At 65.4% G+C, this 24,868-nt stretch carries 25 protein-coding genes and 1 pseudogene; 20 read left to right on the forward strand and 6 right to left on the reverse strand.

The window, feature by feature from the left end; all coding sequences use genetic code 11:
• Positions 1-166: 166 nt before the first annotated feature.
• The 17 genes and pseudogenes from nuoE (at position 167) to WJ35_RS00920 (ending at position 17,002) form a co-directional block, all read left to right on the forward strand.
• Entirely contained in the window at positions 167-652 is a 486-nt protein-coding gene (gene nuoE / locus WJ35_RS00840) for an NADH-quinone oxidoreductase subunit NuoE (protein ID WP_010091194.1), read from the forward strand.
• Positions 649-1,971, forward strand: a complete 1,323-nt coding sequence (gene nuoF, locus WJ35_RS00845; protein ID WP_010091195.1) for an NADH-quinone oxidoreductase subunit NuoF — start codon at positions 649-651, stop codon at positions 1,969-1,971. The genes nuoE and nuoF overlap by 4 nt, the downstream gene beginning before the upstream one ends.
• Positions 1,972-2,057: 86 nt before the next feature.
• Positions 2,058-4,401, forward strand: a pseudogene (gene nuoG / locus WJ35_RS00850) (NADH-quinone oxidoreductase subunit NuoG).
• Positions 4,402-5,466, forward strand: coding sequence for an NADH-quinone oxidoreductase subunit NuoH (nuoH, locus tag WJ35_RS00855; protein ID WP_060231922.1), 1,065 nt, complete (start codon positions 4,402-4,404; stop codon positions 5,464-5,466).
• A 15-nt stretch (positions 5,467-5,481) separates the two neighbouring features.
• On the forward strand, positions 5,482-5,970 hold the full coding sequence (nuoI, locus tag WJ35_RS00860) for an NADH-quinone oxidoreductase subunit NuoI (RefSeq protein WP_010091199.1): 489 nt from the start codon (positions 5,482-5,484) through the stop codon (positions 5,968-5,970).
• Between the two features lie 114 nt (positions 5,971-6,084).
• Positions 6,085-6,738, forward strand: a complete 654-nt coding sequence (locus tag WJ35_RS00865; RefSeq protein ID WP_010091200.1) for an NADH-quinone oxidoreductase subunit J — start codon at positions 6,085-6,087, stop codon at positions 6,736-6,738.
• A 17-nt stretch (positions 6,739-6,755) separates the two neighbouring features.
• Positions 6,756-7,061: an NADH-quinone oxidoreductase subunit NuoK gene (nuoK, locus tag WJ35_RS00870; protein WP_004185739.1), complete on the forward strand. Its 306-nt coding sequence runs from the start codon at positions 6,756-6,758 to the stop codon at positions 7,059-7,061.
• 17 nt (positions 7,062-7,078) lie between these two features.
• The gene (nuoL, locus tag WJ35_RS00875) at positions 7,079-9,133 is read left to right on the forward strand and encodes an NADH-quinone oxidoreductase subunit L (RefSeq protein ID WP_010091201.1); all 2,055 of its coding nucleotides are present in this window, start codon (positions 7,079-7,081) and stop codon (positions 9,131-9,133) included.
• A 14-nt stretch (positions 9,134-9,147) separates the two neighbouring features.
• On the forward strand, positions 9,148-10,638 hold the full coding sequence (locus WJ35_RS00880) for an NADH-quinone oxidoreductase subunit M (protein ID WP_060231918.1): 1,491 nt from the start codon (positions 9,148-9,150) through the stop codon (positions 10,636-10,638).
• 39 nt (positions 10,639-10,677) lie between these two features.
• Positions 10,678-12,132, forward strand: coding sequence for an NADH-quinone oxidoreductase subunit NuoN (gene nuoN, locus WJ35_RS00885; protein WP_010091204.1), 1,455 nt, complete (start codon positions 10,678-10,680; stop codon positions 12,130-12,132).
• Positions 12,132-12,428, forward strand: a complete 297-nt coding sequence (locus WJ35_RS00890) for a DUF2818 family protein (protein WP_010091205.1) — start codon at positions 12,132-12,134, stop codon at positions 12,426-12,428. Before nuoN ends, WJ35_RS00890 begins: the two co-directional genes overlap by 1 nt.
• A gap of 51 nt (positions 12,429-12,479) precedes the next feature.
• On the forward strand, positions 12,480-13,070 hold the full coding sequence (locus tag WJ35_RS00895; RefSeq protein WP_042585910.1) for an NUDIX domain-containing protein: 591 nt from the start codon (positions 12,480-12,482) through the stop codon (positions 13,068-13,070).
• Between the two features lie 136 nt (positions 13,071-13,206).
• Entirely contained in the window at positions 13,207-13,629 is a 423-nt protein-coding gene (locus tag WJ35_RS00900; protein WP_010091207.1) for a DUF1178 family protein, read from the forward strand.
• Between the two features lie 54 nt (positions 13,630-13,683).
• Complete coding sequence (locus tag WJ35_RS00905; RefSeq protein ID WP_060231916.1) at positions 13,684-14,880, forward strand: acyl-CoA dehydrogenase family protein; 1,197 nt, start codon at positions 13,684-13,686, stop codon at positions 14,878-14,880.
• A 10-nt stretch (positions 14,881-14,890) separates the two neighbouring features.
• Positions 14,891-16,024: an acyl-CoA dehydrogenase family protein gene (locus WJ35_RS00910; RefSeq protein ID WP_069238611.1), complete on the forward strand. Its 1,134-nt coding sequence runs from the start codon at positions 14,891-14,893 to the stop codon at positions 16,022-16,024.
• A gap of 43 nt (positions 16,025-16,067) precedes the next feature.
• A complete protein-coding gene (locus WJ35_RS00915) occupies positions 16,068-16,529 on the forward strand; it encodes a MaoC family dehydratase (protein WP_010091210.1) in 462 nt (153 codons plus the stop codon).
• On the forward strand, positions 16,526-17,002 hold the full coding sequence (locus WJ35_RS00920) for a MaoC family dehydratase (protein WP_069238612.1): 477 nt from the start codon (positions 16,526-16,528) through the stop codon (positions 17,000-17,002). The genes WJ35_RS00915 and WJ35_RS00920 overlap by 4 nt, the downstream gene beginning before the upstream one ends.
• A gap of 45 nt (positions 17,003-17,047) precedes the next feature.
• Here the strand turns inward: WJ35_RS00920 and WJ35_RS00925 are convergent, their stop codons facing one another.
• Together WJ35_RS00925 and WJ35_RS00930 are read right to left on the reverse strand one after the other, a co-directional pair.
• On the reverse strand, positions 17,048-17,740 hold the full coding sequence (locus WJ35_RS00925) for a glutathione binding-like protein (protein WP_042586835.1): 693 nt from the start codon (positions 17,738-17,740) through the stop codon (positions 17,048-17,050).
• Between the two features lie 138 nt (positions 17,741-17,878).
• On the reverse strand, positions 17,879-18,670 hold the full coding sequence (locus WJ35_RS00930) for an oxepin-CoA hydrolase, alternative type (protein WP_060231907.1): 792 nt from the start codon (positions 18,668-18,670) through the stop codon (positions 17,879-17,881).
• Positions 18,671-18,870: 200 nt separating this feature from the next.
• Between WJ35_RS00930 and WJ35_RS00935 the strand changes: the two genes are divergently transcribed.
• Positions 18,871-19,527, forward strand: coding sequence for a glutathione S-transferase (locus WJ35_RS00935; protein WP_069238613.1), 657 nt, complete (start codon positions 18,871-18,873; stop codon positions 19,525-19,527).
• A gap of 41 nt (positions 19,528-19,568) precedes the next feature.
• Here WJ35_RS00935 and WJ35_RS00940 read toward each other — a convergent pair whose 3' ends face one another.
• Together WJ35_RS00940 and WJ35_RS00945 are read right to left on the reverse strand one after the other, a co-directional pair.
• On the reverse strand, positions 19,569-20,741 hold the full coding sequence (locus tag WJ35_RS00940; RefSeq protein WP_069238614.1) for a pyridoxal phosphate-dependent aminotransferase: 1,173 nt from the start codon (positions 20,739-20,741) through the stop codon (positions 19,569-19,571).
• Positions 20,742-20,774: 33 nt separating this feature from the next.
• A complete protein-coding gene (locus tag WJ35_RS00945) occupies positions 20,775-21,272 on the reverse strand; it encodes a putative toxin-antitoxin system toxin component, PIN family (protein ID WP_029226397.1) in 498 nt (165 codons plus the stop codon).
• Positions 21,273-21,329: 57 nt separating this feature from the next.
• Here WJ35_RS00945 and yaaA point away from each other — a divergent pair, with 57 nt between their 5' ends.
• A complete protein-coding gene (gene yaaA / locus WJ35_RS00950) occupies positions 21,330-22,112 on the forward strand; it encodes a peroxide stress protein YaaA (RefSeq protein ID WP_010091218.1) in 783 nt (260 codons plus the stop codon).
• Positions 22,113-22,167: 55 nt separating this feature from the next.
• On the forward strand, positions 22,168-23,322 hold the full coding sequence (locus tag WJ35_RS00955) for a M14 family metallopeptidase (protein ID WP_060231898.1): 1,155 nt from the start codon (positions 22,168-22,170) through the stop codon (positions 23,320-23,322).
• Between the two features lie 85 nt (positions 23,323-23,407).
• Here the strand turns inward: WJ35_RS00955 and WJ35_RS00960 are convergent, their stop codons facing one another.
• Both WJ35_RS00960 and WJ35_RS00965 read right to left on the reverse strand, forming a co-directional pair.
• The gene (locus WJ35_RS00960) at positions 23,408-24,064 is read right to left on the reverse strand and encodes a BspC domain-containing protein (protein WP_080434793.1); all 657 of its coding nucleotides are present in this window, start codon (positions 24,062-24,064) and stop codon (positions 23,408-23,410) included.
• Between the two features lie 122 nt (positions 24,065-24,186).
• Complete coding sequence (locus tag WJ35_RS00965; protein WP_069238615.1) at positions 24,187-24,861, reverse strand: energy-coupling factor ABC transporter permease; 675 nt, start codon at positions 24,859-24,861, stop codon at positions 24,187-24,189.
• Positions 24,862-24,868: the final 7 nt, after the last annotated feature.

Below are 24,868 nucleotides of genomic sequence, written 5' to 3' on the forward strand. Positions count from 1 at the left end.
CCGCGAGGCGGGCGGCGAGCAGTAAGTCACACGCGAAGTCACATGCGATATGCGCTGAACCGGCGCGGCTTCGCAAGCTGTCAAAACAGTGAGCGCCAGGTCTGCCCCACGCATGCCGTGCGGCAGGTTGTTCGTTCGGTAGGAATTGAAAGAGTCGTGTCTGAAAATGATCTCAGCTGAAGGCCTGAAAGAAATCGATCGAGCGATCGCGAAGTATCCCGCCGATCAGAAACAGTCCGCCGTGATGTCGGCGTTGGCCGTTGCCCAGGAAGAGCACGGCTGGCTGTCGCCCGAACTGATGCAGTTCGTCGCGGACTATCTCGGCATGCCGGCCGTCGCCGTGCAGGAAGTCGCGACGTTCTACACGATGTACGAGCTCAAGCCGGTCGGCAAGCACAAGATCACGCTCTGCACGAACCTGCCGTGCCAGCTTGGTCCGCACGGCGGCGCGGAAGCGACGGCCGACTACCTGAAGCAGAAGCTCGGCATCGATTTCGGCGAGACGACGCCGGACGGCAAGTTCACGCTGAAGGAAGGCGAATGCATGGGCGCGTGCGGCGATGCGCCGGTGCTGCTGGTGAACAATCACAAAATGTGCAGCTTCATGAGCCGCGAGAAGATCGACCAGCTGCTTGAGGAGCTCTCGAAATGACGTCCCTTCACGACCGCCACATCAAACCGCTGATCCTCGCCGGTCTGAACGGCGAGAACTGGCATCTCGAAGACTACGTTGCGCGCGGCGGCTACAAGCAGCTGCGCCGCATTCTCGAAGAAAAGATCCCGCCCGAGCAGGTGATCGCCGACGTCAAGGCGTCGGGCCTGCGCGGCCGCGGCGGCGCGGGCTTCCCGACCGGCCTGAAGTGGAGCTTCATGCCGCGTCAGTTCCCGGGGCAGAAGTACCTCGTCTGCAACTCGGACGAAGGCGAGCCGGGCACGTTCAAGGATCGCGACATCCTGCGCTGGAACCCGCACGCGCTGATCGAAGGCATGGCCATCGGCGCTTACGCGATGGGCATCACCGTCGGCTACAACTACATCCACGGCGAGATTTTCGAAGTGTATCGACGCTTCGAGGCCGCGCTCGAGGAAGCGCGCGCAGCCGGGTTCCTCGGCAACAACATCATGGGTTCGGAATTCTCGTTCCAGCTGCATGCGCACCACGGTTACGGCGCGTACATCTGCGGCGAGGAAACGGCGCTGCTCGAGTCGCTCGAAGGCAAGAAGGGCCAGCCGCGCTTCAAGCCGCCGTTCCCGGCGAGCTTCGGCGTGTACGGCAAGCCGACCACGATCAACAACACCGAGACGTTCGCCGCGGTGCCGTTCCTGCTGACGGTCGGCCCGCAGGCCTACGCCGAGCTGGGCAAGCCGAACAACGGCGGCACGAAGATCTTCTCGGTGTCGGGCGACGTCGAGCGTCCGGGCAACTATGAAGTGCCGCTCGGCACGCCGTTCGCGACGCTGATGGAGCTTGCCGGCGGGATGCGCGGCGGCAAGAAGATCAAGGCCGTGATTCCGGGCGGCTCGTCCGCGCCGGTGATCCCGGGCGACATCATGATGCAGACCGACATGGACTACGACTCGATCGCGAAGGCGGGCTCGATGCTCGGCTCCGGCGCGGTGATCGTGATGGACGAGACGCGTTGCATGGTGCGCTCGCTGCTGCGCCTGTCGTACTTCTACTACGAGGAATCGTGCGGCCAGTGCACGCCGTGCCGTGAAGGCACCGGCTGGCTGTATCGCGTCGTGAATCGCATCGAGCACGGCGAAGGCCGCCAGGAAGATCTGGACCTGCTGAACTCGGTCGCCGAGAACATCATGGGCCGCACGATCTGCGCGCTCGGCGATGCGGCGGCGATGCCGGTGCGCGGGATGCTCAAGCACTACTGGGACGAATTCGCGTACCACGTCGAGCACAAGCATTGCATGGTCGGCGGTCACACGCCGCATGTGGCTTCGGCTGCGGCGGCCTGAAGCGAAACACCCCGGTTGCGGAATTTGAGCGCACGGTCGGGCAAATGCGCGAACGAGCGGAAATAGGTTAAGGACCATTCACCATCATGGTTGAACTTGAAATAGACGGCAAGAAGGTCGAGGTGCCTGAAGGCAGCATGGTGATCCAGGCTGCGCACAAGGCGGATACGTACATTCCTCACTTCTGCTATCACAAGAAACTGTCGGTTGCGGCCAACTGCCGGATGTGTCTCGTCGAAGTCGAGAAGATGCCGAAGGCCGTGCCTGCCTGCGCGACCCCCGTGTCGGCCGGCATGATCGTCCGCACCCAGTCGGACAAGGCGGTGAAGGCGCAGCAGTCGGTGATGGAATTCCTCCTCATCAACCATCCGCTCGATTGCCCGATCTGCGACCAGGGCGGCGAATGCCAGCTGCAGGATCTCGCGGTCGGCTACGGCAAGTCGTCGTCGCGCTACAGCGAAGAGAAGCGCGTGGTGTTCCACAAGAACGTGGGCCCGCTGATCTCGATGGAAGAAATGTCGCGCTGCATCCACTGCACGCGCTGCGTGCGCTTCGGCCAGGAAATCGCCGGCGTGATGGAGTTCGGCATGCTGGGCCGCGGCGAGCACTCGGAAATCACGACGTTTGTCGGCAAGACGGTCGACTCCGAGCTGTCGGGCAACATGATCGACCTGTGCCCGGTCGGCGCGCTGACCAGCAAGCCGTTCCGCTACAGCGCCCGCACGTGGGAACTGTCGCGCCGCAAGTCGGTGAGCCCGCACGATTCCGTCGGCGCGAACCTCGTCGTGCAGGTCAAGAACAATCGCGTGATGCGCGTGCTGCCGTTCGAGAACGAAGCGATCAACGAGTGCTGGATCTCGGACAAGGACCGTTTCTCGTACGAAGGCCTCAACAGCGACGAGCGCCTGACCAAGCCGATGCTGAAGCAGGGCGGCCAGTGGATCGAGACCGACTGGCAGACCGCGCTCGAATACGTCGCGAAGGGCCTGAAGGGCATCAGCGCGGATCACGGCGCGAATGCGCTGGCGATGCTCGCGAGCGCGCACAGCACCGCTGAGGAGCTGTTCCTCGTGAAGCAGCTCGCGAACGAACTGAAGACGCCGAACGTCGACTTCCGCCTGCGCCAGCTCGATTTCTCGGCGCCGGTGCAAGGCGCGCCGTGGCTCGGCATGCCGATCGCCGAACTGTCGAACCTGAGCGCCGCGTTCGTCGTCGGCTCGTTCCTGCGCCGCGACCATCCGCTGTTCGCCGCGCGCCTGCGTCAGGCCGCGAAGAACGGCGCGAAGCTCCACTTCCTGCATGCGACGGGCGACGACGCGCTGATTCCGACCGCGCAACGCATCGTCGCCGCGCCGTCGGCATGGCTCGACGAACTGGCCGGTGTGGCGACCGCGGTCGCGCAGCTGCGCGGCGTCGCGCTGCCGGACACGCTCGCGGGCGTCACGGCGTCGCCGGCGGCCCAGCAGGTCGCGCAGTCGCTCGCGAACGGCGAGCGCCGCGCGGTGCTGCTCGGCAACGCTGCCGTCCGTCATCCGCAATTTGCCCGGATCCACGCGATCGCACAGTGGATCGCCGACAACACCGGCGCTACGTTCGGCTTCCTGACCGAAGCGGCGAACACGGTCGGCGCGCACGCTGTCAACGCGCTGCCGGGCGAAGGCGGCCTGAATGCGCGCGAAGCGTTCGCGCAGCCGCGCAAGGGCTACGTGCTGCTCAACGTCGAGCCGGAATTCGACACCGTCGACCCGGCGCAGGCGCTGGCCGCGCTGAACCAGGCGGAAATGGTCGTCGTGATGTCGCCGTTCAAGCACGGCCTTGACTACGCGGACGTCCTGCTGCCGATCGCGCCGTTCACCGAAACGTCCGGCACGTTCGTCAACGCGGAAGGCACGGTGCAGGGCTTCAACGGCGTCGTGCGCCCGCTCGGCGACACGCGTCCGGCATGGAAGGTACTGCGCGTGCTGGGCAGCCTGCTCGGCCTGCCGAACTTCGAATACGAGACGGCGGAAGAGGTGCGTCTCGCGGCGCTCGGCGACGCCGGTGTCGCGGGCCGCCTGTCGAACAGGACGTCGGTCGCGCCGGCACGTGTCGTGGCTCCGGCGGCTCCGTCCGGCGGCGAACGGCAGCTTCGAGCGCCTCGCCGACGTGCCGATCTATCACGCCGACGCACTGGTGCGCCGCGCGGGTGCGCTGCACCTGACGGCCGCGGCGAAGGCGGCGAACGCCGCCGGCCTGCCGGCTGCGCTGTTCGACAAGCTGGGCTTGAAGGAAGGCGACGCGGTGCGCGTGCGCCAGGGCGAGCGTGCGGTGCAGTTGCCGGCCGTGCGTGACGAGAATCTTGCGGAGACGGTCGTCCGCGTGTCGGCGGCGACGCCTGCCGGCGCAGCGCTCGGCAGCCTGTCCGGTGAACTGGTGGTGGAGAAGGCGTAAATGAGCTTGTTCGATACGATCAACTCGGGCGGAGCCGAGCTTCTCGGCGTCGCGTGGCCGACGGTGTGGGCGGTTGTGCGCATCCTCGTCGTCTCCGTCGTGATTCTGCTGTGCGTGGCGTACCTGATTCTGTGGGAACGCAAGCTGATCGGCTGGATCCACGTGCGTCTCGGACCGAACCGCGTCGGGCCCGCCGGCCTGCTGCAGCCGATCGCCGACGTGCTGAAGCTGCTGCTCAAGGAAGTGATTCAGCCGACCGCGGCAAGCAAATGGCTGTACCTGATCGCGCCGATCATGACCGTGGTGCCGGCGTTCGCGGTGTGGGCGGTGATCCCGTTCCAGGCGGAAGCGGTGCTCGCGAACGTGAACGCGGGCCTGCTGTACGCAATGGCGATCTCGTCGATCGGCGTGTACGCGGTGATCCTCGCCGGCTGGGCGTCGAACTCGAAGTACGCGTTCCTCGGCGCGATGCGCGCGGCGGCACAGATGGTCTCGTACGAAATCTCGATGGGCTTCGCGCTGGTGCTCGTGCTGATGACGGCCGGCAGCCTGAACCTGTCGGAAATCGTCGGCTCGCAGCAGCACGGCTTCTTCGCGGGCCACGGCGTCAACTTCCTGTCGTGGAACTGGCTGCCGCTGTTGCCGGCGTTCGTCGTCTACTTCATCTCGGGCATCGCCGAAACGAACCGTCACCCGTTCGACGTGGTGGAAGGGGAGTCGGAGATCGTCGCCGGTCACATGATCGATTACTCGGGCATGGCGTTCGCGCTGTTCTTCCTCGCCGAGTACATCAACATGATCGTGATCTCGGCGCTCGCCGCGACGATGTTCCTGGGCGGCTGGGACGCGCCGTTCGAATTCCTGTCGTTCATCCCGGGCATCTTCTGGCTGGTGCTGAAAGTCTTCGCGCTGCTGTCGGTGTTCATCTGGGTTCGTGCGACGTTCCCGCGTTACCGTTACGACCAGATCATGCGTCTGGGCTGGAAGGTGTTCCTGCCGGTGACCGTGATCTGGGTGGTCGTGGTCGGCTTCTGGATCGTGTCGCCGCTCAACATCTGGAAATAAAGGTCGGACGAAATCATGACGGCAATCCAACATTTCTTTAAGACCTTCTTCCTGACCGAGCTGCTGAAGGGGCTTGCGCTGACCGGGCGTTACGCGTTCCGGCGCAAGTTCACCGTGCAGTTCCCGGAAGAGAAGACGCCGATCTCGCCGCGCTTTCGCGGGCTGCACGCGCTGCGCCGCTACGAGAACGGCGAAGAGCGCTGCATCGCGTGCAAGCTGTGCGAAGCGGTGTGCCCGGCGATGGCGATCACGATCGAATCGGAAACGCGCGCGGACAACACGCGCCGCACCACGCGCTACGACATCGACCTGACGAAGTGCATCTTCTGCGGTTTCTGCGAAGAGAGCTGCCCGGTCGATTCGATCGTCGAGACGCAGATTCTCGAATATCACGGCGAAAAGCGCGGCGACCTGTATTTCACGAAGGAAATGCTGCTCGCGGTGGGCGATCGCTACGAGAAGGACATCGCCGCGGCGAAGGCTGCCGACGCGCCGTATCGTTGATTGTGTTTGCAGTGCCGGCCCGGCATGTACGGGCCGAGCCGCCGCGACGGGTGCGGCTCGCGAGAGCGTTCCGCAAGCCGCGCCTGACTATGGCCTAACGATGAACCGGTAATCATGGAATTCACGACCGTACTGTTCTACATCTTCGCGCTGCTCCTGGTGGTATCAGGGCTGAAGGTGATCACTTCGCGCAACCCGGTGGCGTCTGCGCTTTTCCTTGTGCTGGCGTTCTTCAACGCCGCCGCGATCTGGATGCTGCTGGAAGCGGAGTTCCTCGCGATCCTGCTGGTGCTGGTCTACGTGGGCGCCGTGATGGTGCTGTTCCTGTTCGTCGTGATGATGCTCGACATCAACATCGACTTCCTGCGACGCGACTTCAAGAAGTTCGTGCCGATGGCGACCGTCGTCGGCGCGATCATCGTCGTCGAGACGGCGCTGGTTCTGTGGCACGGCTACGGCGCGACCGAAGCGCCGGTGCGCGCGATGGCGCAGGGCGCGATGGCGACCTGGCCGAATACCCGCCTGATCGGCAAGGTCATCTACACCGACTACATCTTCGCGTTCGAAATCGCGGGCCTCGTGCTGCTCGTCGCGATCATCGCGGCGGTGGCGCTGACCGAGCGCAAGGGCAAGGACAGCAAGCGTCAGCGCGTGTCCGACCAGGTCAAGGTGCGTCGCGACGATCGCGTGCGCCTCGTGAAGATGGAAGCGGACAAGCCGCAGCCCGAGACGGCCCAGAGCGAAGCCGGCACGAGCGCCAACGGCTAAGCGGAGGAGAGAAAAACATGTTGACCCTTGCTCACTACCTCGTGCTCGGCGCGATCCTGTTTGCGATCGCGATCGTCGGGATTTTCCTGAACCGCCGCAACATCATCATCATCCTGATGGCGATCGAGCTGATGCTGCTCGCGGTGAACACCAACTTCGTCGCGTTCTCGCATTACCTCGGCGACGTGCACGGCCAGATCTTCGTGTTCTTCGTGCTGACGGTCGCCGCTGCGGAAGCCGCGATCGGCCTCGCGATTCTGGTGACCCTGTTCCGTAAGCTCGACACGATCAATGTCGAGGATCTCGATCAGCTCAAAGGTTAATTTCAGGCAACGCTGTTATGTCAACGACACTCAATGAAAACCTGCTGCTGGCGGTTCCGCTCGCTCCGCTGGCCGGCTCGCTGATTGCGGGGCTGTTCGGGAACGCAGTCGGGCGCAAGGGCGCACACCGGATCACGATCCTCGGCGTATTGATCGCGTTCCTCCTGTCCGCGAAAGTCTTCGTCGACGTGATGGGCGGCGCGAGCTTCAACGCGACCATCTACGAATGGATGCGCGTCGGCTCGCTGAAGCTCGAAGTCGGCTTCCTCGTCGATTCGATGACCGCGATGATGATGGTCGTCGTGACCTTCGTGTCGCTGATGGTGCACATCTACACGATCGGCTACATGTCGGAGGAAGACGGCTACCAGCGCTTCTTCTCGTACATCTCGCTGTTCACGTTCTCGATGCTGATGCTCGTCATGAGCAACAACTTCCTGCAGCTGTTCTTCGGCTGGGAAGCGGTGGGTCTCGTGTCGTACCTGCTGATCGGCTTCTACTTCACGCGTGAGAGCGCGATCTACGCGAACATGAAGGCGTTTCTCGTGAACCGCGTCGGCGACTTCGGCTTCCTGCTCGGCATCGGCCTGCTGCTCGCGTTCGCCGGCTCGATGAACTACGGCGAAGTGTTCGCGAAGCGCGCGGAGCTCGCGAGCCTGCACTTCCCGGGCACCGACTGGGGCCTGCTGACGGTTGCCTGCATCTGCCTGTTCATCGGCGCGATGGGTAAATCCGCGCAATTCCCGCTGCACGTGTGGCTGCCGGATTCGATGGAAGGCCCGACCCCGATCTCGGCGCTGATTCACGCGGCGACGATGGTGACGGCCGGCATCTTCATGGTGTCGCGCATGTCGCCGCTGTTCGAGCTGTCGGACACCGCGCTGTCGTTCGTCACGGTGATCGGCGCGATCACGGCGCTGTTCATGGGCTTCCTCGGCATCATCCAGAACGACATCAAGCGCGTCGTCGCTTATTCGACGCTGTCGCAGCTCGGCTACATGACGGTCGCGCTCGGCGTGTCCGCGTATCCGGTCGCGCTGTTCCACCTGATGACGCACGCGTTCTTCAAGGCGCTGCTGTTCCTCGGCGCGGGCTCGGTGATCATCGGCATGCACCACGACCAGGACATCCGCAACATGGGCGGCCTGCGCAAGTACATGCCGATCACGTGGATCACGTCGCTGCTCGGCTCGCTCGCGCTGATCGGCACGCCATTCTTCTCGGGCTTCTACTCGAAGGATTCGATCATCGAGGCCGTGAAGGAATCGCATCTCGCGGGCTCGGGCTTCGCGTATTTCGCGGTCGTCGCGAGCGTGTTCGTCACGGCGCTGTACTCGTTCCGCATGTACTTCCTGGTGTTCCACGGCGAAGAGCGCTTCCGCAAGCCGAAGCATCCGGAATCGCCGATGGGCATGGCGGCCGCGCACGGCCACGACGATCACGGCCACGGCCATGGTCACGACGATCACGCGCACGAACCGCACGAAACCCCGTGGGTCGTGTGGCTGCCGCTCGTGCTGCTCGCGATTCCGTCGGTCGTCATCGGTGCGATCGCGATCGGCCCGATGCTGTACGGCAGCTTCTTCGAGCATGGCGTCGCGTTCGACAAGGTGATCTTCATCGGCGAGAACCACCCGGGCCTCGAGGAACTCGGCAAGGAGTTCCACGGCTGGGCCGCGATGGGCCTGCACTCGCTGACGACGCTGCCGCTCTGGCTCGCGATCGCCGGCGTTGCAACCGCATGGTTCCTGTACCTGAAGCGTCCTGAGCTGCCTGCCGTGATCCGCCGCGCGTTCGGCCCGATCTACACGCTGCTCGACAACAAGTACTACATGGACAAGATCAACGAGGTGGTGTTCGCCCGCGGTTCGGTGGCGATCGGCCGCGGCCTGTGGAAAGAGGGCGATGTCGTGGTGATCGACGGCCTCGTCAACGGCAGCGCCCGGTTCGTCGCGTGGTTCGCCGGCGTGATCCGCTTCCTCCAATCCGGTTACATCTATCACTACGCGTTCGCCATGATCATCGGCATGCTGGGGCTCCTGACCCTGTTTGTAACGCTCGGCGGCAAATAAGGCGGGGACGACTAATGCACTCTTTTCCGATTCTCAGTACCGCGATCTGGCTGCCGATCGTTTTCGGCCTCCTCGTGCTCGCGGTGGGTAACGACAAAAATCCGGGGCCGGCCCGCTGGGTCGCGCTGATCGGCTCGCTGCTCGGCCTCGCGGTGACGGTGCCGCTGATCACCGATTTCGATTCGAGCACGGCCGCGCTGCAGTTCGTCGAGCAATCGACCTGGATCGAGCGCTTCAACATCACGTATCACCTCGGCGTCGACGGCATCTCGATGTGGTTCGTCGTGCTGACCGCGCTGATCACCGTGATCGTCGTGATCGCGGGCTGGGAAGTGATCACCGAGCACGTGGCGCAGTACCTGTCGGCATTCCTGATCCTGTCGGGGATCATGGTCGGCGTGTTCTCGGCGGCCGACGGCCTGCTGTTCTACGTGTTCTTCGAGGCGACGCTGATCCCGATGTACATCATCATCGGGGTGTGGGGCGGCCCGAACCGCGTGTACGCGGCGTTCAAGTTCTTCCTGTACACGCTCGCCGGCTCGCTGCTGATGCTGGTCGCGCTGATCTACCTGTACACGGAAACGCATTCGTTCGACCTGACGACGTGGCAGAACGCGAAGATCGCGATGACGCCGCAGATCATGCTGTTCATCGCATTCTTCCTCGCGTTCGCGGTGAAGGTGCCGATGTGGCCGGTGCACACCTGGCTGCCGGACGCGCACGTGGAAGCGCCGACGGGCGGCTCGGTCGTGCTGGCGGCGATCATGCTGAAGCTCGGCGCGTACGGTTTCCTGCGCTTCTCGCTGCCGATCACGCCCGATGCGAGCCACTTCCTGGCGCCCGTCGTGATCACGCTGTCGCTGATCGCGGTGATCTACATCGGCCTCGTCGCGATGGTGCAGGCCGACATGAAGAAGCTGGTCGCGTATTCGTCGATCGCGCACATGGGCTTCGTCACGCTCGGCTTCTTCATCTTCAACCAGATCGGCGTCGAAGGCGCGATCGTGCAGATGATCTCGCACGGCTTCGTGTCGGGCGCGATGTTCCTGTGCATCGGCGTGCTGTACGACCGCCTGCACTCGCGCCAGATCGCCGACTACGGCGGCGTGGTGAACGTGATGCCGAAGTTCGCGGCGTTCGCGATGCTGTTCTCGATGGCCAACTGCGGCCTGCCGGGCACGTCGGGTTTCGTCGGCGAGTTCATGGTGATTCTCGCGGCGGTCCAGTACAACTTCTGGATCGCGTTCGGCGCGGCGTTCACGCTGATCCTCGGCGCAGCCTACACGCTGTGGATGTACAAGCGCGTGTATTTCGGCGCGGTCGCGAACGACCACGTCGCGAAGCTGACGGACATCAACCGCCGCGAGTTCGTGATGCTGGCCGTGCTTGCCGCGTTCACGATGCTGATGGGCCTGTATCCGAAGCCCTTCACCGACGTGATGCACGTCTCCGTGGAAAACCTCCTCTCCCACGTCGCGCAGTCGAAGCTGCCGCTGGCCCAGTAATCGCGAGCGGAGGAAATCAAGATCATGCAAAACGCTCCTATGAATGTCCTGTTGCCTGACGCGCTGGTGATGGCCGCCATCGTCGTCGCATGGCTGAACGACACCTTTACCGGCGCGGCCGGCCGCCGCCTGACCTATCTGATCGCGGTGGTGTCGTCGGTGGTCGCCGGTGTGTGGTTCGCGGTGCAGGCGCTCGACCCGCAGCAGTACTACTTCTTCTCGCGGATGGTCGTCGTCGACTCGTTCGCGAGCATGATGAAGGCGGTCGTGTCGATCGGCTTCGCGGTTACGCTCGTGTATTCGCGCAAGTACCTCGAAGACCGCGACATGTTCCGCGGCGACGTGTTCCTGCTCGGCATGTTCTCGCTGCTCGGCCAGCTGGTCATGGTGTCGGGCAACAACTTCCTGACGCTGTACCTCGGCCTCGAGCTGATGTCGCTGTCGCTGTACGCGGTCATCGCGCTGCGCCGCGACGCCGCGCAGTCGAGCGAAGCCGCGATGAAGTACTACGTGCTGGGCGCCCTCGCGTCGGGCTTCGTGCTGTACGGCATCTCGATGCTCTACGGCGCGACCGGCTCGCTCGATCTGGCCGAGGTGTACAAGGCGGTCGGCGGCAACACCGACGCTGCCGTGCTGATGTTCGGCGTGATCTTCATCGTCGCCGGCATCGCGTTCAAGCTCGGCGCCGTGCCGTTCCACATGTGGGTGCCGGACGTCTACCAGGGCGCACCGACCGCGATGACGCTGTTCGTCGGCGGCGGCCCGAAGGTTGCCGCGTTCGCGTGGGGTCTGCGCTTCCTGGTGATGGGCCTGCTGCCGCTCGCGCAGAACTGGCAGATGGCGCTCGTGATCCTGGCCGCGCTGTCGCTGATCATCGGCAACATCACCGGTATCGTCCAGCGCAACATCAAGCGGATGCTCGCGTACTCGGCGATCTCGAACATGGGCTTCGTGCTGCTCGGCCTGCTCGCGGGCATCGTGAAGGGCGACGCGACGGCGCCGGCGAGCGCGTACAGCTCGGCGATGTTCTACGCGATCGTCTACCTGATCACGACGCTCGGCTCGTTCGGCGTGGTGATGCTGCTCGCGCGCCGCGATTTCGAGGCGGAAACGATCGACGACTTCAAGGGCCTCAACAAGCGCAGCCCGGTGTTCGCGTTCGTGATGATGGTGATGATGTTCTCGCTCGCCGGCATCCCGCCGACCGTCGGCTTCTACGCGAAGCTCGCGGTGCTCGAGGCGACGGTCAACGCCGGCCTCACGTGGCTCGCCGTGCTGGCCGTGATCACGTCGCTGTTCGGCGCGTTCTACTACCTGCGCATCGTCAAGCTGATCTACTTCGATGCGCCGCAGGACTCGACCCCGATCACCGGCGATTTCTGCAAGCGTACGATCCTGGTGCTGAACGGCGTCGCGGTCGTCGTGCTCGGCCTGATCCCGAGCCCGCTGCTGACGGCCTGCCTGCAGGCGATTCGTCACACGCTGCCGCTGTAATGTCGGCAGCCGGCTGGTTTATCGTGCTGTTGGCGCTCGCGGGCGCCAACCTGCCGTTCCTGAACCAACGCCTCTTCGCCGTCGTACCGCTCGGCGCGGCGAAGAAGAGCGCGTGGGTGCGGATCGGCGAGCTGATCGTGCTGTACTTCGTGGTCGGCGCGCTCGGCTTCTGGCTCGAATCGCGCGCCGGCAACCGTTTCGAACAAGGCTGGCAGTTTTACGCGATCACGTTCAGTCTCTTCGTCGTGTTCGCGTTTCCCGGCTTCACGTTCCAGTATCTCGTCAAACGACGCTGACGGCCCAGGGTCCGCTCCCCACGGCCGTCGCGCTCAACCCCGGAGCCGCCGATGGCCGAATTGCCCAATCACGACGCCGCACTGACCGAAACCTGCCTCGAAAGCGAGGCGATTTTCGACGGCGCGTTCCTCAAGCTCAAGCGTGACACCGTGCGCCTGCCCGACGGCAAGCATGCGACGCGCGAATACGTCCAGCATCCGGGCGCGGTGATGGTGATTCCGCTGTTCGACGACGGTCGCGTGCTGATGGAAAGCCAGTATCGCTACCCGATCGGCAAGGTGATGGCCGAGTTTCCGGCCGGCAAGCTCGATCCGAACGAAGGGGCGCTCGCCTGCGCGGTGCGCGAACTGCGCGAGGAAACCGGCTATACCGCGCGCGAATACGTGTTCCTGACGCGCATCCATCCGATCATTTCCTATTCCACCGAGTTCATCGACCTGTACCTCGCGCGCGGCCTGACGGCCGGCGAGCGCAAGCTCGACGACGGCGAATTCCTCGAGACCTTCACCGCGACGCTGCCCGACCTGCTCGAATGGGTGCGGACCGGCCAGATCACCGACGTGAAGACGATCATCGGCACGATGTGGCTCGACAAGGCGCTGTCCGGCACGTGGCCGCTCGGCCCGGTGCTGACGCCCTGACGGCGGCGCCAGCGACGCGACAGGCGCCGCGCTACAATTCAATCACATCGTGCGCCCGCAGCAGCGGGCGTCGGTTTAGCACGATCGTTCACAAAAATTCTTTTTGCGCTACACTCGTCAAACGCCCTGATTCAGCATGAAGGTCCTCGATTTACAGTGCCCGCATGGTCATCGGTTCGAAGGCTGGTTCGCTTCCGCCGATGAATTCGAAGCGCAGTTGTCTCGCAAGCTGGTCGAATGTCCGGTGTGCGGGGTGACCGAGGTCAGCCGCATGCCGTCCGCGCCGCGCCTGAACCTGTCGGGCGCGACGCAGGCGAAGCCGGCCGATCCGCGCGCGTTGCAGGCGCAGGTGATGCGCGCACTGCGCGAGGTGCTGGAGAAGACCGAGAACGTGGGCGAGCGCTTCGCCGAGGAAGCGCGGCGCATCCATTACAACGAAGCGCCGGTGCGCAGCATTCGGGGCGTCACGACGCCCGAGGACGCGCAAGCCTTGGTCGAAGAAGGCATCGACGTGATGCCGCTGCCGATTCCCGGCGCGCTGAAGGAAACGCTGCAATAACGTGCGCGGCGTGTCCTCGCCGGGCCGGACGGCCGCGGCGAGGAGACTTTTCGCATGGATCTGGATTATTCCCCCGCCGACGACGCGTTCCGCGCCGACATTCGCGCCTGGCTCGAGGCGAACCTGCCTTACGCGCTGCGCGCCAAGGTTCTCGATCACAAACGACTCAACCGCGAAGACTACGCGAGCTGGCACCGGATTCTCGGCCAGCGCGGCTGGTCCGCGCCTGCCTGGCCGACCGAATACGGCGGGCCGGGCTGGAACGCGACGCAGCGGCATATCTGGGACGACGAATGCGCGCGGATCGGCGCGCCGACCGTGCTGCCGTTCGGCGTGTCGATGGTGGCCCCGGTGCTGATGAAATACGGCAGCGACGCGCAGAAACGCCGCTATCTGCCCCGCATCCTGGACGGCTCGGACTGGTGGTGCCAGGGCTATTCGGAGCCGGGCTCCGGCTCGGATCTCGCATCGCTGCGCACGCGCGCGGAGCGTCAGGGCGACCATTACGTCGTCAACGGACAGAAGACCTGGACGACGCTCGGCCAGCACGCCGACATGATGTTCTGCCTCGTGCGCACCGATCCGGCCGCAAAGAAGCAGGAAGGCATCTCGTTCCTGCTGATCGACATGAAGACGCCCGGCATCACCGTGCGGCCGATCATCACGCTCGACGAGGATCACGAAGTCAACGAGGTGTTCTTCGAGGACGTCGAGGTGCCGGTCGAGAACCTCGTCGGCGACGAGAACCGCGGCTGGACCTACGCGAAATACCTGCTCGGTCATGAGCGGGCGGGCATCGCGCGCGTCGGCAACTCGAAACGGGAACTCGCGTTCCTGAAACGGATCGCGCTGAACCAGCGGAAGAACGGCAAGCCGCTGCTCGCCGATCCGGTGTTCGCCGCGAAGGTCGCATCGCTCGAAGTCGAGCTGATGGCGCTCGAGGTGACGGTGCTGCGCGTCGTCAGCCGCGAGACGAGCGGCAAGGGGCCGGGCCCGGAAGCGTCGATGCTGAAGATCAAGGGCACCGAGGTGCAGCAGGCGCTCACCGAGCTGATGTTCGACGCGATCGGCCCGCAGGCGGCGCCGTTCGACGTGCCGTTCCTCGAGGGCGAGCGCGCGCACAGCGTGGCGGGCGACGACGATGCCGCGCCGCTTGCCGCGTACTACTTCAACTTCCGCAAGACGTCGATCTACGGCGGCTCGAACGAAATTCAGAAGAACATCATCGCGCAGATGATTCTCGGATTGTGAGGAGCGGCACATGGACTTCACCTTTACCGACGAGCAGCAGCAATTCGCCGACGCGCTGCGTCGTTATCTCGACGAGCAATACGGCTTCGAAACGCGCCAGGCGATCGTGCGCAGCGAAGCCGGCGTGTCGGACACGCAATGGCAGGCGTTCACGGAACTGGGGCTGACCGCGCTGCCGGTGCCGGACGCGCAGGGCGGCTTCGGCGGGAGCGCGATCGACATGCTGGTCGCGCTGCAGGCGCTCGGCCGCGCGCTCGTCGTCGAGCCGTACTGGGCAACGGCGGTCGGCGTCGAGGCGTTGCGGGTCGCGGGCTCGGGCAGCGGCGACGATGCCGCGCTGCTGGAAGCGGTCGCGCAGGGGCACAAGCGGCTGGCCGTCGCATTCCACGAGCTGCACGCGCGCTACGAGCTGTACGAGCTCGGTACGCATGCGCACGAGCAGGGCGGCGCGTGCCGGCTGAGCGGCACCAAGTCGATCGTGCAGCACGGCGCGCAAGCGGATGTGTGGATCGTGCCCGCGCGCGTCGACGGCGGCGGTATCGGCCTGTTCGTCGTCGAGCGCGACGCCGCGGGCGTGACGCTCACCGATTACCGGACGATCGACGGCCAGCGCGCGGCGACGATCCGGCTCAACGACACGCCCGCGCGCCGGCTCGCGGGGGGCGAACGCGATGCGGCGGCGCTCGAGCGGATCGCCGACTACGCGACCGTGCTGCTGTGCGCCGAGGCGGTCGGCGCGCTCGACGAACTGAACCGCGCCACCGTCGAATACACGAAGACGCGCGAGCAGTTCGGCGTGCCGATCGCGCGTTTCCAGGCGCTGCAGCACCGGATGGTCGACATGCTGATCCACGCGGAGCAGGCGCGTTCGCTGACCTATCTTGCCGCGGTGCGCTACGCGAGCGACGATGCCGATGCGCGGCGCAAGGCCGTGTCGGCCGCGAAGGCGCGCGTCGGGCAGGCCGCGCGCTTCGTCGGCCAGCAGGCGGTACAGTTGCACGGCGGGATGGGCGTGACCAACGAGGTGGCGGCTGCGCATCTGTTCAAGCGCCTGTCGATCATCGAGACGACGCTCGGCGACACCGATCACCATCTCGCACGCATCGCGGCGCTGCCTGAGTTCATGCAGGCCGACGCGGCGTAGCGGCAAATACGGCGCGTGTGCGCGCAAACCAAGGAGAGACAGAGTGGGTATCAGTTACGAAGATCTGGTGGTCGGCGCCACGACCGAAGTCGGTCGCTACACGTTCGAGGCGGACGACATCAAGACGTTCGCCGGGCGCTACGACCCGCAGCCGTTTCACATGGACGAGGCGGCGGCGGAAGCCTCGCCGTTCGGCGGTCTCGTCGCGAGCGGCTGGCATACCTGCTCGGTGTTCATGGGCATGCTGGTGCGCAACGTGCTGCCGGGCTCGACCAGCATGGGTTCGCCGGGCATCGACGAGATCCGCTGGCTGAAGCCGGTGCGCGTCGGCGACACGATCACGATGTACCAGAAGATCCACGACAAGCGCGTGTCGGCGAGCAAGCCCGATCGCGGCATCGTGACGACCGAGTGGATCGGCGTCAACGGCGGCGGCGAGACGGTGATCACCGTGCGTTCGAAGGTGATCTTCGGGCTGCGCGATCCGGCCGGAGCGAGCGCGTGACGGCGGAGGCCTTGCCGCTGATCGCATCGGCGCAGGCGCTGACGGCGCGCGTCGGCGAAGCGCCGCTCGCAAGCGGATGGATCGTCGTCGACCAGCACCGCGTCGACGGGTTCGCCGACGCGACGGGCGATCATCAGTGGATTCACGTCGATCCCGAGCGTGCGCGACGCGAATCGCCGTTCGGCGGTCCGGTTGCGCACGGTTTCCTGACGCTGTCGCTGATTCCCGTGTTGATGACCGACGCGATGCGTTTCGAGCAGAAGATGGGCGTGAACTACGGACTGAACCGCGTGCGCTTCGTGAGGCCGGTGCCGGTCGGCGCGCGCGTGCGTGCGCTGTTCGCCGTGAAGGAAGCAGCCGACGCCGCGCAGGGCGGCGTGCAGGTGACGTGGCGGGTGTCGATGCAGGTCGAGCAAGCCGATGCGCCGATGCTCGTCTGCGCGGCGGAATTCATCACGCTGCACTACTTCTGACGCTGCGGCATCGCCGGTGCCGCAGCGTCGCACGAGGCGCGTCGTTCAGTGCTTCGCGTACTGCGTTGCGCCGAACAGCACCTCGCGCGCCTTGTCGTCCTGCAGCGCCTTGCGCAGCGACGCCAGCACCTCGACGCCGCGCTGCACCGCCGGCCGCGCGGCGATCGCCTCATGCCAGCGCTTCACGTTCGGGAATTCGTCGAGCTCGATCCCCTGGTTCTGCCACGAGCGCGTCCACGGGAACGTCGCGATGTCGGCGATCGTGTAGTCGTCGCCGGCGAGATACGCGGTTTCGCCGAGCCGCTTGTCCATCACGTTGTAGAGGCGGTGCGCTTCGTTCGTATAGCGGTTGACCGCGTAGTCGATCTTCTCCGGCGCGTAGAGGCGAAAGTGATGCGCCTGCCCGAGCATCGGGCCGATGCCGCCCATCTGGAACATCAGCCATTGCAGCGTCGCGTAGCGCGCGGCAGGGTCCGCCGGCAGGAACCGGCCGGTCTTTTCCGCGAGATAGATCAGGATCGCGCCCGACTCGAACAGCGCGATCGGCTTGCCGCCGGGGCCGTCCGCATCGACGATCGCGGGAATCTTGTTGTTCGGGCTGATCTTCAGGAAATCCGGCTGGAACTGGTCGCCCGCGCCGATATCGATCGGGTGCACGCGATATTCGAGGCCGGTTTCCTCGAGCAGGATGTGCACCTTGTGGCCGTTCGGGGTCGCCCAGCTGTAGACGTCGATCATCGTCACCTCCTTCAATGCGTCCGCGATAGCGGCGCCGCCGGGGCGCCGCGACAGGCGGTCATTAGAGCACGGATCGACGCAGGCTGCCGGCGGCCGCCGCGCGCCGTTCGACGCAGCGTGCGAGCGCAAATTTCGTGATCAGCGTTTGTAGCGCGCCGCGCGTTTGTCGAGAAACGCGGTGATGCCTTCGAGCGCATCCGCGTGATACAGGGACGCGACGAAATGGTCGCGTTCGGTGACGAGATGCGCGTCGAGCGGCTGCGCGGCCGCGTCGTCGAGCAGCGCCTTGATGCGCGTCAGCGCATTCGGCGAGATGTTCGCGAGCGCGTCGGCCCAGGCCAGCGCGTCGGCGAGTGCGGCGCCGGGCGCGGCGAGGCGGTTGACGACGCCGAGCGCATGCAGGCGCTCGGCCGCGACGGGCTTGCCTTCGAACAGAATCTCGGCCGCGAGCGCGCGCGGCAGCGCGCGGGCGAGGAACCACGAGCCGCCGCCGTCCGGCGTCAGGCCGACGCGCGCATACGACATCACGAACTTCGCATCGTGCGCGGCGACGATCAGGTCGCAGGCGAGCGCGAGCGAGAAGCCGGCGCCGGCCGCGGCCCCTTCGACCGCCGCGATGACGGGCTTCGTCGACGCGTGGATCGCGGCGACCCACGCACCGAGCAGGTCGATGCTGTCGGCCTGATGGGATGGGTCCTTCGAGCGGTTGTCGAGCAGCCGGTTCAGGTTGCCGCCCGCGCAGAAGAAGCGGTCGGCGCCGGTGAGCACGACCGCGCGAATCGCGGGATCGCGCTCGGCGGTGGCGAGCGCTTCGATGCCCGCCGCATACATGTCGGGATGCAGCGCGTTGCGCGCGCCGGGATTGGACAGCGTGAGGACGAGCGTCGATTCGCTGTCGGACGGGCGTGACGCCAGCAGTTCAGCACTCATGCGAGTGTGTCTCCATCGAATGGCGCGGCTGCGATGCCGCATTCGCTGCACGGACAGGCGATGATGTCGCGGCTGCGGAGGCAGCGAAGTCGTGACAGAATTGAAACTGCCTTAGACTAGCACGAACGTGCTTTTCAGCACGACGAATCCCGATGCGCCGGGCACCGGCCCGGCCACATCCCGCGAGGAAGGAGACTCCGATGCTACAGCTGTGCGGTATTCCGTTGTCCAACTACTACAACAAGGTGAAGTTCGTCCTGCTCGAGTACGGCATTCCGTTCGAGGAAGCGCCGTGCGGCCTGCCGATCAGTGATCCGGCTGTACTCGCCGATACGCCGCTCGGCAAGATTCCGTTCCTGAAGACCGAACAGGGCGCGCTGTTCGAATCGCAGGTGATCATCGAATATCTGGCGGCGCGCTATCCGGACAAGCCGATTTTCCCGTCCGACCCGTTTGCGGCGGCGAAGGTGCGTGAGCTCGTCGAGACGCTCGAGCTGTATCTCGAATGGACCGCGCGCGAGGTCTATACGGAAGCGTTTTTCGGCGGGAAGGTCAGCGACGGGATGAAGGCGCACGTCGAGAAGCGCCTGCCGCGCGCGATCGACGCGTTCAAGACGATGACGCGCTTTTCGCCCTACGTGCTCGGCGATTCGTTCGGTCTCGCGGACATCGCCGCGTCGATCCACCTGCCGGTCATCGGCATGGCGACGAAGACGGTCTACGGCCGCGATTTCCTGCTCGAAGCGGGCATCGACTGGAAGGCGCACGCGAAGCTGGTCGGCGCACGGCCCGCCGCGCAGCGCGTGGCCGCCGACCGCAAGGCGTACGTTGAAGCGGCAAACCTCGCGCGTTCGTAAGCACGGCCCGGCCGCCCGCGCGGCTCGCGGCGGCGCCCCGGTTACAGGCGCGCCAGCCGTTCCAGTGCGGACGCGAGCGTGCGCTCCTGCTTCGCGAAGCAGAAGCGCACGACGCCCGATTCATGCGGCGCGTGATAGAACGCCGACACCGGGATCGCCGCGACGCCGATTTCCGTCGTGAGCCACTTCGAGAATTCCGCTTCGGGCAGGTCGCTGATTGCCGAATAGTCGACGCACTGGAAATACGTGCCCGAGCACGGCAGCAGCTTGAACCGCGTGCGTTCGAGGCCGGCGCGGAAGAAGTCGCGCTTGTCCTGGTAGAAGCCGGCGAGCGTCAGGTACGGCGCCGGGTCGCGCAGGTAGTCGGCGAGCCCGAACTGCATCGGCGTATTCACCGTGAATACGTTGAACTGATGGACCTTGCGGAACTCCGCGCTGAGCGCGGCGGGCGCGGCCACGTAGCCGACCTTCCAGCCCGTCACGTGATAGGTCTTGCCGAAGCTGGACACGATGAAGCTGCGCGCGGCCAGCTCCGGATAGCGCGCGACGCTTTCATGGCGCGCGCCGTCGTACACCATGTGCTCGTACACCTCGTCCGACAGGATCAGCAGGTTGGTGCCGCGCACGATCTCCTCGAGCTTGCGCATGTCCGCTTCGCGCCACACGGTGCCGGTCGGATTGTGCGGCGTGTTGATCAGGATCATCCGCGTCTTCGGCGTGATCGCGGCCGCGAGGCGATCGAACGGGATCGCGTAGTCCGGCGCTTCCAGCGTGATGAATACCGGCTTGCCGCCCGCGAGTTCGATCGACGGCAGGTAGCTGTCGTAGGTCGGCTCGACGACGATCACCTCGTCACCCGGGTGCACCGCGCACAGGATCGCGGTGAGCAGCGCCTGCGTCGCGCCGGCCGTCACCGTGATCTCGGTCGCCGGATCGTAGCGGCGGCCGTACACCTGCGCGATCTTGTCGGCGATCGCTTCGCGCAGCGGCGCGACGCCGGCCATCGGCGGATACTGGTTGTGGCCGTCGCGCATCGCGGCGGCGACCGCGTCGACGATCCGCGGGTCGCAATCGAAGTCCGGGAAGCCCTGGCCGAGGTTGACGGCGCCTTTCTCGGCGGCAAGCGCGCTCATGACCGTGAAGATCGTCGTGCCGACGTTCGGCAGACGCGAGGGGAAAACGGGAGTCGTTGGCATGTCGGAGGGAGCGTTCATCGGTGGCTGTCGGAAGTGAAGGGCGCCGGCGGCTCAGGCCGGCGTGGCCGCGTCGGCGATGGCGACGTCGAGCGTGCACGCGTCGGTGAACGGCGCGGGCTGGGCGATCCGGAAGCCGAAGTCGCGCGCGGTGCGCTTCGCGAGCTTGAGCAGCGCCCGGTCCTTCGACACGAGCCACTCGGCTTGCGCGGCGCGCGCCAGTTCGAGAAACTTCTGATCGTCGCGATCCTTGCATTTCGGCAGTGGCGGCGCGTCGGCGGCGACCGGCGGCGGTTCGACCCTTTGCGCGAGGCGGGCGACGGTTGCGAGCGCGGCCGCCTTGTCGACCGCGCGCGCCTGAAACTGCGGATAGTCGAGCACGTGCTCGAGCTCGGTCAGGCAGCGGCCGTCGATCAGCGCGACGAGCGCGCCGCGCTCTAGCGCGGCCCGGATCGGGCGCGTGGCGGGATCGTCGAAGACGAGGATGTCGATCCAGACGTTCGAATCGAGCACGACGCGACATGCGGCGCGCGGGGCGGGGGAGCTGGGCATTCGTTACAATCGGTGGTTTTCGTCTGACCGCACGGCACGGCGTGCCAGCGAGCCTCTATGATAATCGTTCTCTCTCCCGCGAAATCCCTCGACTACGACACCCCTGCCCATGTCGCGACCTACACCGAGCCTGCGTTCGTCGACGACGCGTCGGAGTTGATCGACGGGCTGCGCAAGCTGTCGCCGCAGGACATCGCGACGCTGATGGACATCTCCGATCCGCTCGCGCGCCTGAACTTCCAGCGCTACGCGGACTGGTCGCCGGCGTTCTCGCCCGCGAACGCGAAGCAGGCGGTGCTCGCGTTCAACGGCGACGTGTACGAAGGCTTCGACGCGAAGTCGCTGTCGGCGGCGGACCTCGATTACGCGCAGCAGCACGTGCGCGTGCTGTCGGGACTGTACGGGCTGCTGCGCCCGCTCGACCTGTTGCAGCCGTACCGGCTCGAGATGGGCACGCGCTTCGCGAACGGGCGCGGCAAGGATCTCTATGCGTTCTGGGGCGACCGGATCACCCGCGCGTTGAACGCGCAGCTGGAAACCCGCAGCGGCGCGTCGCGGGTGCTGGTCAACTGCGCGTCGACCGAGTATTTCAAGTCGGTCAAGCCGAAGCTGCTGGCCGCGCCGGTCGTCACGCCGGTGTTCGAGGACTGGAAGGGCGGCCGCTACAAGATCATCAGCTTCCATGCGAAGCGCGCGCGCGGCCTGATGGCCCGCTATGTCGTCGAGAACCGGATCGCCGAACCGCAGGCGCTGAGGGATTTCGCGGCGGAAGGCTATGCGTTCGACGAAGCCGCATCGAACGATTCGACTTACGTATATCGCCGGCGAGTCGGCGAGTGACCTGCGGGCGGTTCACGAGACCGCCGGCGCAGCCTTGCATGGGACAGGAGAGACGATGACCCTTTCGATCACCAGTAATTTCGACGCCGGCGCGATCGACGTCGTGTCGTGCGAGCGGCCGGACGCGATCCGTCTGCGCGTGCGCGGCGACAATCAGGCGGAATTCGCGCAGTGGTTCTACTACCGCGTGACGGGCGTGCGCGGCGAGCGTTGCGTGATGACGTTCGAGAACGCGGCCGAATGCGCGTATCCGTCGGGCTGGCGCAACTACAGCGCGGTCGCGAGCTACGACCGGGTCGACTGGTTCCGCGTGCCGACGACGTTCGACGGCAAGACGATGACGATCGACCATACGCCCGAGTTCGACAGCATCTATTACGCGTATTTCGAGCCGTACTCGGAAGAGCGTCATGCGGCGTTTCTCGGCGCGGTTCAGCAATTGCCGCAGGCGAGCGTGACCGAGCTCGGCCGGACCGTCGAAGGGCGGCCGATGTCGCTGCTGACGCTCGGCGCGCCGGACACGGAGGGCGCGCCGAAGAAGAAGGTGTGGATCATTGCGCGCCAGCATCCGGGCGAGACGATGGCCGAGTGGTTCGTCGAGGGGCTCGTCAAGCGTCTTGCCGGTTGGGGCGACTGGGCGGGCGATCCGGTCGCGCGCAAGCTTTACGACCGTGCGACGTTCTACATCGTGCCGAACATGAATCCCGACGGCAGCGCGCACGGCAACCTGCGGACCAACGCCGCCGGCGCGAACCTGAATCGCGAATGGATGGAGCCGGATGCCGCGCGCAGCCCCGAGGTGCGGGTCGTGCGCGAAGCGATTCACGCGACCGGCTGCGATCTGTTCTTCGACATCCACGGCGACGAGGATCTGCCGTACGTGTTCGTCGCGGGCTCGGAAATGCTGCCGAGCTTCACCGAGCAGCAAGGGATCGAGCAGACGGCGTTCATCGACGCGTTCAAGGTTGCGAGCCCGGACTTTCAGGACGAGCACGGCTACGCGGCGAGCAAGTACAAGGAGGATGCGCTCAAGCTCGCGTCGAAGTACATCGGGCACCGGTTCGGATGCCTGTCGTTGACGCTCGAGATGCCGTTCAAGGACAACGCGAACCTGCCCGACGAGCGCGTCGGCTGGAACGGCGAACGCAGCGCGGCGCTCGGCGCGGCGATGCTGGCCGCGATCCTGCGACACATCGAGACGTTCGCGTAAGCGCGTTTTCGGCGGGGCAATAAGAAAGCCGGGGCATCACTGGATGTCCCGGCTTTTTTTCGCTTGGCCGTTGTCGCCCGTCGTGTCAGGACTTCTTAGCCGTTGATTTCTTCTTCACGGCCTTCTTCTGGGGCGTGGATCGCTTCGTTGCCGAAGCCTTCTTGGCGGTGCGGCCGGATGCTTTCGCCTTGGTCTTGCCCTTCGCCGACTTGCCTTTGAAGCTCTTCTTCGACGGCGCAGGCCGTTCGGCACGTGGCTTGAGCGGCGGAACCGGATCGTTCCAGCCGAACGCGAGCATCTGCTGGCCGACATATCCGCAACGGAATTTCAGCGGTGTCGAGTCGCTGCCGTCGTTGTGAATGCCGAGCCCGTCGACGGTGACGATGTTGTCGACCTTGACGCGCTGCTTGCCTTGGTCGAACGCGTCGTTCCACGGCGTGATCGTCGCTTTGCCGCTGTCGAACGCACTGGGCGGGAATTCGACGCGATCGAAGGCCGACGACGTGCTGGCGATGAAGCTGCCGTGGGCCGCGCAGTCCGCGACGAGCGGATCGGCATGCATCTCGTTGACGAATTTGTTGATCAGTTCGGAGCGCTGGTCGAGGAGGTCGGCGAAGACCGGCGCCGGAAGTGCAAGCGACAGACCGGCGACACAGGCTGCCAGCTTGCCGAACGCTCTGAGAATTCGGAGCGGGGCGGGTGAGCTGTCCATCTGGTTATTGGTGAGGAGCAAATAAGACATCGGGCACGTATAGATGCCCGATGAAGAACCGGAGTTCAATCTTAGCGTAAAAAAGTTGTGCGGCCTTAGATGCCGTACTCTGCCGCGCTGCGCAATACGACCCGGCGCACGGCGCGTGCCGTTTACGCGCGCGGGCCGCCGAGACGATAGCGCCGGACGTCGAAAGTCGTGACCCAGGCAGGGCGATAGACGGCGATGAGGGCTGTCGCCATGCCGGTGAACCATGCTTCGCCGAGCGCGAGCAAGGCCGTGTTCCACAGATAGCCGGACGGAATGACGATGGCGGTGCCGTCCGCGAGTGCGAGCTGCACCCCGGCCGCTGCGGCGGCGACCGCGACGATCGTGATGGCGGGCGACAGAAACCCCTGGCCGGTAATGAACGATGACAGATTGTGCGGCAGCCACGCGAGCGCGGCGCGCTGCAGCACCGCGGACACGGCGACGGGCAGCGCGCCGTACACCAGATAAGTGAGGCCGATGCCTTGCCATGGCGCATCGAAGACCACTGCGGCGATGCACGTGACCACGCCCATCGCGATCAGCGCGAGTGTCCAGTCGAATAATGTGACGAGCAGGGTCGCGCCGAGCAGGTGCATGACGAGTCCGTCTTCGAGCCAGGCGTTCGACGCCCAGAGCACCGTGATCGCCGTGATGAGCGCGAGCCATACGTGCTGGAGCGTCGCATCCTGGAGACGGACGAACGGGCGCTTCCAGATCGCCAGCGCGAGCAGGGCCGCGGCGGCGATCCAGCCACCGACGCCAACCCATAGCGGAAGCGGTGTGAAGAGAAAACCCATGCGTCCA

Source organism: Burkholderia ubonensis, from assembly GCF_001718695.1.
Lineage (GTDB): Bacteria > Pseudomonadota > Gammaproteobacteria > Burkholderiales > Burkholderiaceae > Burkholderia > Burkholderia ubonensis_B.